General features: G+C 66.6%; 8 protein-coding genes and 1 pseudogene. 5 read left to right on the plus strand and 4 right to left on the minus strand.

What is annotated here, in order from left to right; translation table 11 throughout:
• The first annotated feature begins 122 nt into the window (after window positions 1-122).
• From H9L16_RS14745 to H9L16_RS14760, 4 genes are all read left to right on the plus strand, one after another.
• Window positions 123-2,288 carry a type VI secretion system Vgr family protein gene (locus H9L16_RS14745; protein ID WP_187552399.1) on the plus strand — a complete coding sequence of 722 codons (2,166 nt, stop codon included), beginning with the start codon at window positions 123-125 and terminating at the stop codon, window positions 2,286-2,288.
• Between the two features lie 235 nt (window positions 2,289-2,523).
• Window positions 2,524-2,982, plus strand: a complete 459-nt coding sequence (locus tag H9L16_RS14750) for a DUF4123 domain-containing protein (RefSeq protein WP_187552400.1) — start codon at window positions 2,524-2,526, stop codon at window positions 2,980-2,982.
• 110 nt (window positions 2,983-3,092) lie between these two features.
• Window positions 3,093-3,347 carry a hypothetical protein gene (locus H9L16_RS14755; protein WP_187552401.1) on the plus strand — a complete coding sequence of 85 codons (255 nt, stop codon included), beginning with the start codon at window positions 3,093-3,095 and terminating at the stop codon, window positions 3,345-3,347.
• 1 nt (window position 3,348) lies between these two features.
• The gene (locus H9L16_RS14760; RefSeq protein ID WP_187552402.1) at window positions 3,349-4,929 is read left to right on the plus strand and encodes a hypothetical protein; all 1,581 of its coding nucleotides are present in this window, start codon (window positions 3,349-3,351) and stop codon (window positions 4,927-4,929) included.
• Between the two features lie 235 nt (window positions 4,930-5,164).
• Here the strand turns inward: H9L16_RS14760 and H9L16_RS14765 are convergent.
• Together H9L16_RS14765 and H9L16_RS14770 are read right to left on the minus strand one after the other, a co-directional pair.
• Window positions 5,165-5,449 (minus strand): annotated as a pseudogene (locus H9L16_RS14765) (PAAR domain-containing protein); the annotation flags it as partial.
• Between the two features lie 9 nt (window positions 5,450-5,458).
• Window positions 5,459-6,019: an OmpA family protein gene (locus H9L16_RS14770; RefSeq protein ID WP_187552404.1), complete on the minus strand. Its 561-nt coding sequence runs from the start codon at window positions 6,017-6,019 to the stop codon at window positions 5,459-5,461.
• Between the two features lie 224 nt (window positions 6,020-6,243).
• Between H9L16_RS14770 and H9L16_RS14775 the strand changes: the two genes are divergently transcribed.
• Complete coding sequence (locus tag H9L16_RS14775; RefSeq protein WP_187552405.1) at window positions 6,244-7,605, plus strand: ATP-binding protein; 1,362 nt, start codon at window positions 6,244-6,246, stop codon at window positions 7,603-7,605.
• Between the two features lie 25 nt (window positions 7,606-7,630).
• On the opposite strand, the gene H9L16_RS14780 is transcribed toward H9L16_RS14775, so the two are convergent.
• Both H9L16_RS14780 and H9L16_RS14785 read right to left on the minus strand, forming a co-directional pair.
• Window positions 7,631-14,704: a two-partner secretion domain-containing protein gene (locus H9L16_RS14780; RefSeq protein ID WP_187552406.1), complete on the minus strand. Its 7,074-nt coding sequence runs from the start codon at window positions 14,702-14,704 to the stop codon at window positions 7,631-7,633.
• 17 nt (window positions 14,705-14,721) lie between these two features.
• Window positions 14,722-16,410, minus strand: a complete 1,689-nt coding sequence (locus tag H9L16_RS14785; RefSeq protein ID WP_187552407.1) for a ShlB/FhaC/HecB family hemolysin secretion/activation protein — start codon at window positions 16,408-16,410, stop codon at window positions 14,722-14,724.
• Window positions 16,411-16,425 lie beyond the last annotated feature (15 nt).

Genomic DNA, 16,425 nt, shown 5'->3' on the forward strand with positions numbered 1-16,425 from the left:
CGGGTTCTACCCCCTTCGCGCTATGCCGTGACTCGCGGCATCGGCCACGCATAGCACTTCGGATGAATGTCGCAACGCTGCGGCAGCGCCGACGATAGCAACACGCCTCCAGGCATCCACTCATGCCCGCCAGTCTTTCCACCAGCAACCGGATGTACTTCCTCACCCTGCAGGAATACGGGGAAGACGATCTGTTGATCGAGGAAATGTCCGGCCGCGAGGCGGTCTCGGAATTGTTCGAGTTCCGCCTGCGCCTGCTGTCGGAGCGCGACGACATCGATCCGGTGCGGATCATCGGCAAGTGGGCGATCCTGCGCATCGAAACCTGGGACAGCCGGCACATGGCCGGCGAGCGCCACTGGAACGGTTATGTCTCGCGCTTCGCGCAGACCGGCCGGGCCCCGTCTCCCGATGGCGAGGGCGACCTCTATACCTACGAATGCGACATCGTGCCGTGGTTCTGGATGCTCACCCAGCACGAGGATTGCCGGATTTTCCAGAACCTCTCGGTGCCGGACATCATCGAGACCATCTTCGGCGAATTCGCGTACAGCGATTTCAAGCTGGAACTGACCGAAGATCATCCGGAGCTCGAGTACTGCACGCAGTACAACGAGAGCACCTTCGACTTCATCTCGCGCCTGATCGAGCGCGAGGGCATCCACTACTACTTCCGCCACAACGAAGACAGCGGCGGGTCGACGCATATCCTGGTCTTCACCGACAACAAGGACAGTAACCCCGCGCTGGATCCGGACGAGCTGCCGTTCCACCACGACGGCCACGCGGAAGATTTCGACGCGATCCGCACCCTGGCCCGCAACGAGCAGATGCGCACGCGCAAGGTGACCCTGCAGGACTGGGACTACAAGAAGCGCGGATCGGTCAGCGAGAACACTCCGACCGTACTCGACATCGGCAGCGACCACGGACTGGAACGCTACCAGTATCCGGGCGGCTTCGTGGCGCCAAGCGGCGCTGCAGACGCAAGCACCGGCAAGCACCTGTCCAAGGTGATCATGGAAGCCGAGGAAGCCAGCCACCTGCGCTTCCGCGGCGACAGCCAGATCCGCACGCTGGCCCCGGGCCATACATTCACCCTCTACGATCATCCGTTCGACACGTTCAATGTCGAGTACCTGCTGCTGTCGGTCTGGCACCACGGCCGCAACAATCTCACCGCCGGCGGGAACGGTGGTGGCGACTACGGCAACAAGTTCACACTGCAACCGCACCAGACGGTCTATCGCGCTCCCTTGACGACCCGCAAGGGACAAGTGCGGGGTCCGCAGACCGCGATCGTGGTCGGCCCGCCCGGCGAGGAGATCTACACCGACGATCTCGGCCGGATCAAGGTGCGCTTCCCCTGGGACCGCAAGGTGTCCGGCCGCAGCACCGACAAGCCGGACGACAAGGCCTCGTGCTGGATCCGCGTGGCGCAGATGTGGGCCGGCAACGGCTACGGGACGATGTTCATCCCGCGCATCGGCATGGAAGTCGTGGTCGACTTCCTCGAAGGGGATCCGGACAGGCCGATCGCCGTCGGCTGCGTCTACAACGGCATCAACAAACCGCCGTATGCACTGCCCGCAGATGCCACCAAGTCCACCATCAAGACGTTGTCGTCGAAGGGCGGCGGCGGCTTCAACGAACTGCGTTTCGAGGACAAGAAGGGCTCCGAGGAAGTCTTCCTGCATGCGCAGAAAGACCTGCAGCATCGGGTCAAGGAAAAGTCGACCACATTCGTCGGCAAGGACGTGCATGTCCTGGTCAACGAGAACCGTTACGAAAAGACGGTGCTCGACGACCACAAGACCGTCGACGGAAAGCGCCTGGCGTATGTCAGGAAAGACGACCACCTGAAAGTCGACGGCGGCGTCCTGATGGAATCCAGCGGGGGCATGAACCTGTCCGCCGGGCAGGATCTGCTGGGCGCGAGCTCGATGAACCTGCACCTCAAGGGCGGGATGAACGTCGTCGTGGAGGCCGGACTGTCGCTTAGCCTCAAGGTCGGCGGCAACTTCATCAACATCGGCCCTGCCGGCGTCGCCATTTCCGGCACGATGGTAATGATCAACTCCGGCGGGAGCGCGATGTCGGCGAACGCACCCGGCAAGCCCGAGAAAGCCAAGGAACCCGAAGAAGCGATCAAGGTCGATCCCGGCAAGGTCACCGACCCCGTCCAGCAATTGCAGGCGCAGGCGTTGCGCAATGCCGCACGCGAGGGTCAACCCTTCTGCGCCGAGTGCCTCGCTGCTCGCGCCGCCTACCAGGCGTTGATGGCATGACCTGTTTCAGTGCCTGCCTGCGTAAACCCAGTGGCATGGGGATGGAGCACCTTCATCACCCAAGTCAGTGTCTTCGACGCCGTGCGTGCGCCTCCAGCGCCTGCCGACGTCGTCGGCGTTGCCGATGAACGCTTGGAGACAGGACCAGGTGATCCCGCAAGGCCAGTACGAGTCGCTGCACAGAATGGTCTTCGGGCAACCTGCCCGGGCGGTCTATGCGGTCATGGATGGGGCCATGATCGACGACCTTCCCGCCCGGCTCGCGCAAGTCGCCCCCGACGCCGCATGCTTGTTCGAAGGCGCGCTGGATCCCATGCTCAGCGCCGCCGCGCCCTGGCTGGTGAAGCTGGATCCGGACACGCCGGTCACCCAGATGGCCCTGCGCGATGGCTGGAACGGCCATTGGGGCATCGTCCTGGTGACCGATGCCGGGCTCGACCTGCGCACCGTGCGCGCGCACCTGCGCCGGGTGTTGCGGGTGCGTGCACCGGACGGCAGCAGCATGCTGTTCCGCTTCTACGATCCACGCGCGTTCCGTACCGTCATCCCGGTACTGGACGCGCCTGCGCGCAAGGAATTCTTCGGCCCGATCCACGGCGCCTACGTCGAAAGCCGCAACCCCGACAGCGTGCTGTTCTTCGCACGCGATGGCCGGCCCGAACCACAGGCCCTGCCGCTGTCCACGGCCGCCTAAGGAGTCCATGTGCTCGCAATCAAGCGCAAACAGATGGCCGCGATCGGCGAAGTGCAACTTCGCAACAACCTGGCCGACTTCCTCAACCAGCACCTGGGGGGAAGGCACCGTTGCAACTGGACCAGCTGGATGCACAGTTGGACGCCGTCATTGCCCATTGCCGCAAGGCCGGACTGAAGAGCCAGCGGGCGGTCGCGTCCTATGCCCTTGCCTGCTCGCTGTTCGGCAACGACCGCGTGGCCGGCGACCCCTCGATCATCGGCATTCTGGCCGACCGCAGCAGCCCGCAGATCGATCGCGCCCTGCTCATCGAGATGTGGACCGCGTCGGCCTACAGCGATTACCGCCGCTCACACGGAGGCTGACATGTTCGAATCACTGACCGAAGGCCTGTCCGAAATCGGCGCTGCCGCAGCGCAGGCCGTGCAGCAGGCGCAGCAAGCCGCGCAGGAAGCAACCCAACAGGCGGGAGCGGCGGCGCAAGGTGCGATCGCCGAGGCGCAGACGGCGGTGTCGAATGCCACCACGGCCGCAGCCGGCGCAGCGAATGGAGCCGTTGCACAAGCGCAACAGGCCGCCGAAAACGCGGCTGCACAGGCCGGTGCTGCCGCACAGGGCGCGATAGGCCAGGCCAAGTCGGCGATGAGCGCCGCGCAGGAGGGCCTGAACCAGGTACAGGGCGTCCTCGCGCAGGCAGACCAGATGTTGCAGCAGGTCCAGGACCTGCCGCCGAATCCGGCACAGGCCTTGCTCGCCCAGGCGAAGAACGCGGTCAACGATGCCAAGAGCCAGGCCAGGGCGATTGCCGAAGGTGCGCTGGAAACCGCCTCGCAGGCCTTGGACGACGCGATGCAGAGCGCCGAGGACGCCGCGCAGTCCGCCATCGACGACGCGATGGGCTATGTCGACAATGCAATGGCATTGGTCGAGAACGGGCTGGACACCGCACTGGATGTCGCCAATACCGCCATCGACCAGGCGCAGAACCAATTGCGCAATGCCGCCACCGATGTGCTGCAGACCGCGCGCAACGAAGTGCTGGACCAGGCGCGTGACGTGCTGGGCCAGATCGGTTCCGCGCTCGGCTCTTTGCCCACGAGCTTCCCCGATCTGCCGATCGACTTCCCTGCGTCCGATTGCCCGTACGTGCGCGCCCTGCAGAACGAATTGGCACGGCGCGCGGCCCAGGCCAACAATGCCCTGGCCAACGCAGTCGGGGCGCTCAACGGCGTGGCCGGTCCGCTGCTGGACCAGGCGAACGGCATGCTGGACCAGGCCGATGCATTGGCCGACCAGGCCATGGAGGCGATGGACGATGCGATGGCCGCGCTGGACGATGCGCAAGCCACTGCCACGGATGCCGCCAGGGATGCGTTGAACACCGTCAAGGACACCGTTCAACAGGCGCAACAGACCGTGCGCGACACCGCGAAGAGCGCCATCGCGCAGGCCAAGGACGCAGTCAACGACGTCAAGGATCAAGCGCAGCAGGCCGCGCAAGGGGTCATCGACGACGCCATGTCCGCGGTGGATTCCGTGCAGGAACAAGCCGAAGGGGTTGCCGATCAGGTCGCCCAGCAAATCGACGAAGCCGTGCAACCGGCCATTGACGCCGCCAAGGGCGCTGCGGCGCAGGCACAGCAAGTCGTGCAACAGGCGCAACAAGGCGCTGCGCAGGTGCAGCAGGCCGCCGAACAGGCCCAGCAGGCCCTGGACAGTGCCTCCCAGCAAGTTGCGCAGGCGCAAGCCGCTGCCCAACAAGCCGCGCAAGAGGCGGGCGAAGCTGCACAAGGCGCGATCGCCAGCGCCCAGACCGCCATGGCTGACGCCGCGGGTGCCGCAGCCGAAGCCGCCTCCAGCGCAGCCAGCGCCGCACAGTCGGCTGCTGCCGGCGCGATCGATGCGATGGGCAATGCGGCTGACTCACTGGGCAACCTGTTCGGCTGACATCAGCAGAACCATGCGACGGCGCGAGCCACCGCTTCGACATGGACACCTCAAGGAAAAAGCCGGCCAGAGGCCGGCTTTTTCCTTGACTACCCTTGAGGGGTAGTCAACCTTCCTCTGCCCTTCGCCTTTCCAGATCTTCGGGTGAGTTGCCCGCCTGCATGAACGCGATCTCGTCAGGAGTCATGTCGGCTGGCGGTGGCGGTGGCGGTGGTGGCGCCGGAGGTGCCGGCCCACCGATCAGAACCGTGGGGCACCCCATCACGATGACCCCGCCATGCGCAGTCAGGTCACTCATGCGCGCAGCCATCAATCCATTGATGAGCACTGTCGCCGAACCACTGACGATCGTGTCCGGACCGCCCGCACAGACCAGCATGTCCGTCACGCGCGCAGCGGGCAGGAAGCCGATGAGCACCGTGGGTGCACACGGTGGAATCACCGGGCCGCCAACGTGGGGGACCACGCCGGACCACATCGGACAGACGTGGTTATCGCTGACGCGAGCGGCAGGAAGCATGGGGTTTTATCAGCCGCCGGTGGCCTGGATCTCGACGCGGCGATTCTCGCCGGCATCCGGATCATCCGCGTTCAGCAGTTGGCTCTCGCCCTTGCCGACCGCACGCAGGCGCGCCGAGGCGACGCCGTTGTCCATCAGGTAGCGGCGCACCGCAGCGGCGCGACGGTCGGACAGGGCCTTGTTGTAGGCCGCCGAACCACTGGCGTCGGTGTGGCCGATCACGGTGAACTTGCGGCCTTCCAGCTGCGGCGAGGCAAGCGCCTTGGCCAGCGTGGCCATGGTCTTCTCGGAGCTGCCGGCGATCTCCGCCGAGTTGTACTCGAAGTTGATCTGCATGTTGATCGACGCCGGCTTGGCCGGTGCCGCGGGCGCAGGTGCCGGAGCGGTGGCCATCGAGGCCGCACCGGGACGCAAGGCGCGGGTCTGGCCCTGCTCAGAGGCCGGTGTGTCCGACTTCAGGCTGTCGATGATCGAATCCACCGACGGTGCACTCTGCGGATCCTGCGCGAACGCGTTGCCGCAGGCGGCAAGCACCGCGATCGCAACGGCGGTGCGGAGATATTTGGTCATGCTCATCGTCCCATCCTCAGTAACGTGGTGGCCTTGCGGCCGGAATGCATTGGATGCACGGGCCAGTGCCCGGCCTTTCCCGGAAGTCTGCACCGCACGCGGCAACGATTCGATACCACATTCGGCCTAGTTCCGGCGTGTGCGGCCCGCATCCCGACTAGCGCCGATGGGATATCGCCGCCGCCGCGGCCGCTGCCTACCCTGAACGGAAATCCGGGGGTTCCATGGAAGCGATGCGGCAACTGCTGCTGGCATCGGGCATCGCCGCCTGCGGCGGGCTGGCGGGCGCGCTTGCATCATGGATCCTGATATCGCGCCGCACCCGGCGGGAAGCCATCCGCCTCGCTTCGCTGGTGGATGCCGAACCAGCGGCACCCCACCAGACCGCAGTGCCCGAACTCGCCCCGCTCCTGGCCGCCTGGCGACATCGCCACGACAGCCTGTTGGCGGGCAGCGAAACGCATGCCGCGCAGTATAGGCACCTATCCGCCGAGATGGTCGGGCTGATGCAGCAGGCAGATGGTGCGCAGCGCGCCAAGGAGCGTTTCCTGGCCGCCAGCAACCACGACCTGCGGCAACCGCTGCAGGCGATGGATCTGGCCCTCGCCCGCCTGCGCCGCAACGCGCAAGCAACACAAACCGCCGACATCGAGGGCCTGCAGGACGGCATCCGGACCATGGCCGACATCCTCGACGGCCTGTTGCTGCTCTCCCAGCTCGAGGCCGACAGCCTGCAGGCGCAACCAGTGGCCTGCGACCTGCAGGATCTGTTCGCCGAACTGCTGCTCGCCCATCGTGGGCGAGCGCAACTGGCCGGCGTCGCCCTGCACGCGAATGCACAGGCGCTGGCGGTCACCACCGACCCGGGACTGCTGGCCGGTCTGCTCGGCCGGCTGCTGGACAATGCGATCAACGCGACCCCGACCGGCGGCCGCGTGCTGCTGGCGGCGCGGGTGCGCGGCGAACGTATCCGCATCGAAGTGCGCGACAACGGTGTCGGCATCGCGCCGGTGCACCAGCCGCGGGTGTTCGACGAGTTCTTCCAGGTCGGCAATCCCGAGCGCGACCATCGCAAGGGCTTCGGCCTGGGCCTGGCCATCGTCTCGCGACTGGCCGCCCTGCTCGGCGGCCGGGTCGAACTGCGCTCGCGACTGCATGGCGGCAGTTGCTTCCGCATCGACCTGCCGCGCGCGACCGCCGGCAAGCGCATGCCGCAGGCATGGGTGCTTTCCGATGTACCAGCCGACGCCGAAACCCTGCCGGCGATGCTGCAGGCCTGGGGTTACGCCGCGATGTTCGCCACGGCCCAGCGCCTGGGGCAGCCCCTGCAGGGCATCAAGGAAGGGATCGATGCGGTGGTCTGCGCCATCGATGCTGCCGATGATCCAGCGTGGGCGGCATTGGAGGCGATCGCCCGGCAACATCCGCGCGCCATCCTCATCGTCCTGTCGGCTACCGCGAGCAGCGAGATCTTCGAGCGCGCCGGACGGATGCATGCACGCGTGCTGTTGCGACCGCTGGCACCTGCCAAGTTGCGCGCCCTTCTGGCCCAGCGCGGCGTGACCACCCTGGCCGGCGCCGCCTGATCGGCGACGCCGGTCAACGGCTCGGTCAGAAGCTGCCGCAACCGTTCTCGCGTTCGCTGTCGAAGCAGTTGGTCAGGTTCGGCCGCGAGCGCACCCTGGTCCATTCCGTGGAGAGTCCGTCGCCGGTCGTCGCCAGGCCGGTATCGTCGATCGAGGCATTCACCGCGCACACCGGCGCGCCGCCGAAGTTGCGGTCGTACACGTAGGTGTTGATGGTCTCGCGAATGAAGTTGACCGGCCTGCCCGGCACCGACGGCAACAGGATGACCTGCAGGGCCGTCGCGTTGCCCGGTGCCTGCGCGAACACGTAGTTTCTCGCGCTGGTCCCGCCGATCACCGGGTAGAACCCGATCGGCGACAATGGCCCGGCCGGCGACGACCAGATCACCGTATCGCCGAACACGCTGGCCACGGTATCTCCGTTGCGGAAACCGCTGACGGTGCCGGTGAAATCCGGATTCGGGAAGCCGAGGTAACGGACCGCGCCATCGGCGGTGAACAGCAGGGTGGCCGGGGTGATCGCCAGCGTGCCAGGCACGAACTGGATCTGGTAGCCGGCGGCCGAGGTGAAGTTACCGAGGATCGGATAGAGGCCGACGTCGCTGCCGATGGTCGCCGTGGTACTCGCACTGCCGACGGCCACATTGGCGGCGGTGTCGCCCAGGATCGCGCCGGTCACGCTGAAGGTGAACAAGGGATTCGGCAGGCCGTACTCGCGGGTGGCATTGTCGAAGGTGATCGTCGCGATCGGCTGTTGCACGTAGATGAAGTGGTTGTCGCCGCTGGTCACGGTGACACCGCAGGTGCCGAGATACGCGCAGCCGTAGAGGTTCGGCAGGTTGCCGTCGCCGGCCAGGCCGCCGCGGGTTTCGCCCTCCCAGGTATTGGCCCACACCCGCCAGTCGCCGCTCGCCACCAGGCTCGCACCCGCCACGTTCTGCAAGCGTCCCGCGGTGACCAGGTCGATGTTGGTCGCGGTCACGCCGGCGTTGAGTGTGAGATCGCCTTGCAGGTTGCGCACGAACGCATCGCCACCGGCCGTGATGCCGGTCGCACCGAAGCTGGACAACTGCCCGGAAGACGCATCGAAGCCGATCGCCGACACGCTGCCGATCGCCAGGGTGTTGGCGTCCTGGAACTCGAAATCGCCACCGGCCAAGCCCGCCAGCGTGGTGTCGGCCACGTCGTTGAGCGCAGTCGCCAGCAGCACGTCGCCACCGGCCTGCGCGAGCAGGCTGTGCGCGGTGATGACGCCTGCACTGGTCTGGATGATGGATCCGCCGGTGGACAGCGCCAGCGTGCCATCGCCCACATCGAGTGCCGCCTGCAGGTCGATGCCGCCAGTACCGCCGGTGTTCTGCAGGGTCAGGTTGCCATCGCGGCTGACGCCGCCGATGACCTGGATGGCACCGGCATGCAGGTTGCTGCCGATGATCAGTTCGGGGGTTTCAATCCGCCCGAGCTCGTCGTCCGTCAACGCGAAGCCCGCCGTTCCACCGATCAGGATTTCATCGCCGGTACGCTCGGTCAGTCCGCCATTCAGATCCACACCGCCGGGACGCAGGTTCACTCCAACGCCACTGCGAATGATGCCGCCGAGGCCGATCGCGTCTCCGTTTCCGGCATTGCCTGCACGGATCACGACCAAGCTGTCGCCGGCATCCACGACTGAACCACCACCGAGGCGCACGCCTCCGCTCCCGCCTTCGCCGCTCAGCTCGACGCCGCCACCGTTGGTCGCGATGGACACGTTCTCGCCGATTTCCAGTCCGATCGAGAACCCCGAAATTCCACGGCCGCGCAGATCGATGTGGCCGCTGTCCGTGGTGAATTCGCCACCGCCCAGCAGCAAGCCGTAGTCCGCGCCGATGCCGGTCAGGCTGATGCCGCCCGTGCTGGTGGCGACTGCGGATGTTCCGAAGAACCTGAGCCCCGTGCCGCCGGCGGCATTGCCGAGAATCGAGACATCTCCTGCCCCCGCCGAAATCTGCGCATTGACCAGGCCCACACCCATTCCCGCCAAGCCAGACGCCATGCCGGTGATGTCGATGGTGCCGCCAGCGCTGTCCAGATCCGTGCCAGCAAGCGACACGCCAAGCAGCCCGCCCTCGCCCTCGATCGTGATGGAGCCACCATCGCTCGCGACGTCGTTCTCGGTCATCAGGACGCCTGTATTCGCACCGGCTCCGATTACGCTGATCGCACCGCCGCCGCTGCCGATCGCGAACGCGCCACCATCGCCCAGTTGCACACCCACGCCCCCGGCACTGGTGCCGGTGACGCTGATGTTGCCGCCATTGGTGACCAGGCCATCGCCGGTCACGCGCACGCCGGCAATGGCCGTTGCAGCCGTGGCGGTGCCTTCCAGGGTGATGTCGCCGCTGTCGGTATCCAGCGCACCGTCGGTGATGTCCAGGCCGAAGTCCGCGCCGGTGCCATAGAGTCCGATCGCGCCGGTCGTGGTGCTGATGCTGCTGCCGTTGGCCATGGCGATGCCGATGCCGGCCACCGCGCTGCCGGTCACACTCACGTCACCTGCGCCGCCGATGAGTTGCGCCGCATACAGCGACACACCCGCGCCCCCCGCAGCGGATGCGGTGCCGTCGATGTCGATGCCACCGCCCGCGCTGTCCACATTGCTGCCATCCAGCGAAACACCGACATCCGCGCCATTGCCGAGGATGCTGATCGCACCACCCGCACTTGCAACCTGATTGCCCTGCATCAACACACCGGCATCGATGCCGGTGCCTTCAATGGTGATTGCGCCGCCGCCGCTGCCGATCGCAAATGCACTGCCATCGCCCAGTTGCACGCCCACGCCGCCGGCACTGGTGCCGGTCACGGTGATGTCGCCACCATTGGTGGTCAGGCCATCGCCGGTCACGCGCACGCCGGCAATCGCTGCCGCCGATGTCGCGGTGCCTTCCAGGATGACATCGCCGCTGTCCGTATCCAGCGCGCCGTCAGTGATATCCAGGCCGAAGTCCGCGCCAGTGCCGTACAAGCCGATCGCGCCGGTCGTCGTCGAGATGCCCGCGCCGTTGGCCAGCAACACGCCGACACCCGCCGTCGCAGTGCCGCGCACGGTCACGTCGCCGGCACCGCCAACGAGCGCTGCATCGTCCAGCGACACACCGATGCCGCCCGGGTCGGACGCAGTCCCGGTCACCGTCATGACGCCGCCATCGCTATCGAAGCTTCCGTCCAGCAACACGCCAATCGCCGCGCCGGTACCGAGGATGTCGATTGCACCGCCATCGCTCTCGACCGAGCTGCCCTGAACCAGCACGCCGGCGTCGATGCCGGTGCCCTCGATGCTGATCGCACCGCCGCCGCTGCTGATGTCTGCGAACGCATCCCCGTCGCCAATCTGCACGCCAACGCCGCCGGCGCTGGTGCCGGTGATTCTGATGTCGCCGCCATTGGTGATCAGGCCATCGCCGGTCACCCGCACGCCGGCGGTCGCCGTTGTGGCCGTCGCCGTGCCTTCCAGGGTGATGTCGCCGCTGTCGGTGTCCAGCGTGCCGTCGGTGATGTCCAGGCCGAAGTCCGCGCCCGTGCCGTACAGGCCGATTGCGCCAGTGGTGGTCGAGATGGCGCTGCCATACCCGAACTCGATGCCGATGCCGCCCGCCGCAGCACCGCGGACAATCACGTCGCCTGCACCGCCGATCAATTGCACGTCGTACAGGGACACGCCCGCGCCGTCCACCGCGGTTGCGGTGCCATCGATCTCGATGTCGCCGCCGGCACTGTCGACATCGCTGCCATCCAGCGAGACGCCGACATCCGCGCCGGCACCGGTGATCGACACCGCACCACCGCCACTCGCCACCTGGTTGCCATCCATCAGCACACCGGCGTCGATGCCGGTGCCTTCAATGGTGATCGCACCACCGCCGCTGCCGATCGCAAACGCAGTGCCATCACCCAGTTGCACACCCACGCCACCTGCGCTCGTTCCGGTGACCGTGATGTCGCCGCCATTGGTGACCAGGCCAGCGCCGGTCACGCGCACGCCGGCCACGGCATCCGCCGCAGTCGCCGTGCCGTCCAGGGTGATGTCGCCGCTGTCGGTATCCAGCGCACCGTCGGCGATGTCCAGGCCGAAGTCCGCGCCGGTGCCGTACAGGCCGATCGCGCCCGTCGTGGTGGAAACGCTCGCGCCGTATTCAAACAGGATGCCGATGCCGGCCGCGGCGCTGCCATCAATCACGACATCGCCCGCCCAGGCAATGACCTCCAGATCGGAAAGCTCGACGCCAACGGCATCGGCGGCGGACGCGGTGCCGATGATCGTGATCAGGCCACCGCCGCTGTCGATGTTGTTGTTGCCATAGCCGCTGCCCACCAGCAGCGCACCGGCAGTCACGCCGTAGCCGGTCAGGTCGATGCTCCCACCCGCGCTGACGATGCCGTTCAGGAAACCGCCCCTGAATGTCAGGCCTTCCGCGTCGGTACTGACGCCGTAGATCTCGATGTCGCCGCCATCGCTGTTGATTTCGCCGGTGAACGACGTCCCTGCTTCGGTGCCGCCCTCGCCACGCACGACGATGTTGCCGCCGCCGCTTTGCAGCCCGCCGCCCATGAAGGCATAGACGCCGTATTCACCGCCCGTGCCGGTGATGGAAACATCGCCGCCTTCGCTGTCCAGGTCGCCGTAGAAGTCGACGCCGCTGGCGTCGCCATTGCCGGTAATGGTGATATTGCCGCCACCCCCTAGTATCTCGCTCAGATCAAAGAACACGCCATCGTTGGTGCCGCCTTCGCCTTCGATCATGACGTTGCCGCCACCCGAATCGAGCAGCGAACTCAGAGCAACCACGCCGCTGGTGTCGCCCACGCCCAAGCCGTAAATGTCGATGGCACCGCCACCGGTATCGATGTCCGTGTCATCCAGCAGCACGCCGGCAGCGTCTTCGCCCGGGTCGTCGCCCGTTGTGCTGCCGCGCAACGACAGGCTGCCGCCGCCCGTGCTGATGGTGCTGTCGGTGAGTTCAATGCCGCTGTCGTAGCCGCTGGCGGTCCCGTTCAACGGATCCGACTGGCCGTACATCGCGATGTCGCCCCCATTGCTGTCCAGCGTTGCATTGCTGAACGTGATGCCCGAGAAGCCGGTGTTGAGACCGGAAGCGTTGCTGTTGAACACCATGTCCAGCGTGCCGCCGAGACTGGTGATCGAGAACGCGTTGCCGGCAATTTCGCCTTCCGCATTCACGGCGAACGTCAGTGGCGATGCATTGTTGGCGACGATTTGCGCATCATCGAAGAACGCATCGTCACCCGACTGCAGCACCACGCTGGTGCCGGTCAGGAGGGCGTAGTTGATCTCGGCATCCTGCACGCTGTCGCCCAATTCCGGTGCAGCGACGCTGCCAACGTCGGTGCCATTGACCACGGTGAGCGACGGTGCCGACAGCAACCAGCTGCCCGCGGTGCCATTGGTGGCACCGGCATCGACCAACAGCCCGCGGAAGTCGAAAGTGCCATCGGACGCGGTGATGATGCTGCCGCCGGCGGTGTTGCCATGCGCAGACAGCAGGCCATAGGCCGCCAGCGCATTGGTTGCGCGGAACCCGACCGTGCCACCGGCGCCGGCACCGCCATCCGCACTTGCTCCGGAATCTTCGGTAAGGACGATGGTCTCGGCCACGCCGGCGATCTGGCCGCCATTGCCGGTGCCGCCATTGGCGCTGACGAAGCCATCAATCGCAAGCCCGCCGTTCATCGCCGACATCAATACCGAGCCGCCATTGTTGGCACCCGTGGCGGAGACCGTGCCGATCAGGAACAGGTTGCCGGTGCTGGACAACAGGCCCACGCTGCCGCCGTTGCCGTCGACCTTCGTCGTGGCACTGATGTCACCCTGGATGAGGATGCTTCCGACTGCGGCGACGCTGACTTGCCCGGCCGTCCCGGCATCCGCATCCGCGATGATCCGCGAAAACCCGAGCATGGTCACGCCGTCGCTGGACTGGATCTCCACCTGGCCGCCACCGGCGTCGCCGGAGGCATTGATCATGCTGCCGACCGAGAACGGATCGGTGGGATTGGTGGGCGTGGCATCGTCGTTGACGAATTGCACGCCATTGCCCTGGATCAGCACCGATCCGCCGGTTTGGCCCGGGCCGCCGGACACATCGATCAAGCCTGCGGTGAAAGGCGAACTCACGTCGTCGTAGAAGCCCAGGGCTCCTACCATCACCGGCCCGCCGATGCTGGTGAGCTCGACCCGCCCGTTGACGTTGGCGATCGACCGCGCCTGGAGCGTGCCGGATGCATAAATCGCGCCACCAGTCCCACCGGTGGTCGCAGCGGTGCGCAGCAGGATCTGCCCGCCATCCGCGATCATCGAACCGGCATTCTCCTGGGCAATCACGGAATCCACCGTGGGCGGCACATTGATGGTGACCTGAGTCAGGCCGTCACCGAACATGTCCAGCGTCACTTGCGTACCCGCACCCGCGACGATGTTGCCGCCATTGCTGGTGATCGCCCCCCCGTTGCGGATGCCCTGGCCGACAAGTCCGACACCGCCTGCACCTGCGGTGATCGTGCCGTCGTTGCGCACTTCGTGGAAGGTGCTGGTGTCGCCGTTGAAACCGCTGAACACGTATTGCCCAGTCGCCAGGCCATTGATGAAGTCGCCCGAGTTCATCCACAGCGTCGAGGCGACGATGCCGCCGACGTTGACCTGTGCGCCACTGCCGAAGGTGATCCCCGCCGGGTTGATGATGAACACGTTGCCGTTGCTGGTCAGCGTGCCGTCGATGAACGACGCACTCGTCGAGTAGCCGAACCCGACCACCCGGTTCAAGGTCACGCTCGTGTTGCCGAACTGCTGGTCGAACGTCACCCCGTAGCCAGCCCCGATGTTGAAGCTGCCCCAGTCGATGATCGCGCCCTTCGTGGTCTGCGTCACCGTCATCTCGTTGCCCGACTGGCCGATCGTGGCACTGCCGTTCACCACGCTGCCGCTGTTCGGGATGTTCTGCGCCAGCGCCGGCATCATCGGCATCGCCATCGCGCCCACCAGCGCCAGCGCCAAACGCCGGCGACGGATCGTCCGAAGCTGCTTCCGTGTCGTCTTCTTCATGCGCATCGCCATGCTCCTCAGAACGCCTTCTGGATCGACCAATACACCCGCGGATTGCGATCGCCGCCATCCGTCAGGCCAACTCCCGTCCCACGCCACGCCACGCTCAGGTTCATCGTCACCTGGCCCGGCTTGCTCCAGTTGAAGCCCACGCCATGCCCGCGCAAGCTGCGGCTGGTCACCACGTCCACCGCCCGCGGGTCGTGGAAGAAGTCGCCCTTCGCCGCGTCATAGAACGCGAACAGCGACGCCTCCGGCCTCAGCGCATACCGCAACTCCACCGTGCCCAGCCAGCCGTCGTCCGCCAGCACCTCGCCGGTCGCGTACGCGCGCACCGCCTTCGGGCCGCCCAGCGACAACTTCTCGTAGGTGTCCAGGTTCTTGCTCGCCCGCTGCAACCCGCCGCCCAGGTACAGGCTCAGCTTCGGTGCCACGTACTGCAGCCGTGCGAACTGCATCGTCAGCTTGCCGAAGCTGCCTTCCGTGTCGTAGCCGAACGGCGGCTTGTCGAACGCCTCGCTCATCGCATCGCGGATATCCAGACTGCCCCGGTATACCTGCGCGTTCAGGCTGGTGTAACCACCGCCCAGCCAGGTGTCGCGCTTCTCCAGCGCAATCCCGATCCCGAGCCCGCGGATCCGCTTCCTCGACTCGAAGCCCACCGCCTCGAAGCGGTCGGTCAGGTCCTTGTTGTCCAGCGCCCCGCGCAGGAACAGGTTCGTGGTGCGCTGGCGGATCAGCGGATAGCTGAACGACACGTCCGCCACGTTGCCCACGCCGGTCGGTTCCAGCGCCGCGAACGGGCCGCCCAACTCGTACTGCACCCGGGCGAGGCCGCCGCCGATGCGCAGGCCGGTGTAGCCCACCGGGGTCTCGTACGACAGCCGCCCGAACGCCGTGTGCATCCCCTGCGCCAGCATCACCCGCAGGTCCAGGTTGTCGCCGCGCTCGAACGGGCTGGCCCAGCGCAGGCTGCCGGTGATCCGGTGCCGACCCGAGTCGCGGCTGCCGAAGTTGTCCAGCTCCAGCCCGAACTGCAGGCGGTCGCGCTGCCCCACCTTCACCGTCAGGTCGGTGGTGCCATTGACCGCGCCGGCCGAGATCGCCGACTGCGGCTTGATCCCCGGCAGGTCCGACAGCAGCAGCATCGCCCGCTCGTAGCGCTGGCCGTTCAGCGGCTTGCCCGGCTCCAGCACCGCCAGCGTCTTCGCTACCCGCTCCTGCTGCACCGGCGCGCCCTCGGCGACCTCGATGCTGACGTTGCCCAGTGATCCTTCGCTGACATTGAAGGTGACTTGCCCGTCGGTGACTTCCTGCACCGGCACGAACACCTGCACCAGCGCATAGCCGTGCGTGCGGTACACCGCGCTGGCCTTGGCCGCCAGTTGCTCCAGGTCGCTGAAGGTCACCGACTGGCCGATCTTGCCGGCCACGGCCGCCTGCAGCTCCGCTTCCGGCACATCGGTCGTCCCGCTCACGCCAACGAAGCGCACGCCCTGCAGCACGAAGCTGGCCTGGCCGGCCATCTGCGGCTCCGGCAGGGCCTGTGCCTGCTGCGGCGTGGCCGAGGGCGTGTCCTGCGGCATCGGCACTGCGTCATCGGCATCTGCTGCCTCGCCGGCCCAGCCGAAGGGCGCGCAGGCCAGCAGCGACAGCGCCAGCAGGTTCATCGTCAGCGGCCTGCGCCGCGGGGTCTGCGTGTGCATGGGAACTCTTCCGCG

Source organism: Thermomonas carbonis (assembly GCF_014396975.1).
GTDB classification, from domain to species: Bacteria; Pseudomonadota; Gammaproteobacteria; order Xanthomonadales; family Xanthomonadaceae; genus Thermomonas; species Thermomonas carbonis.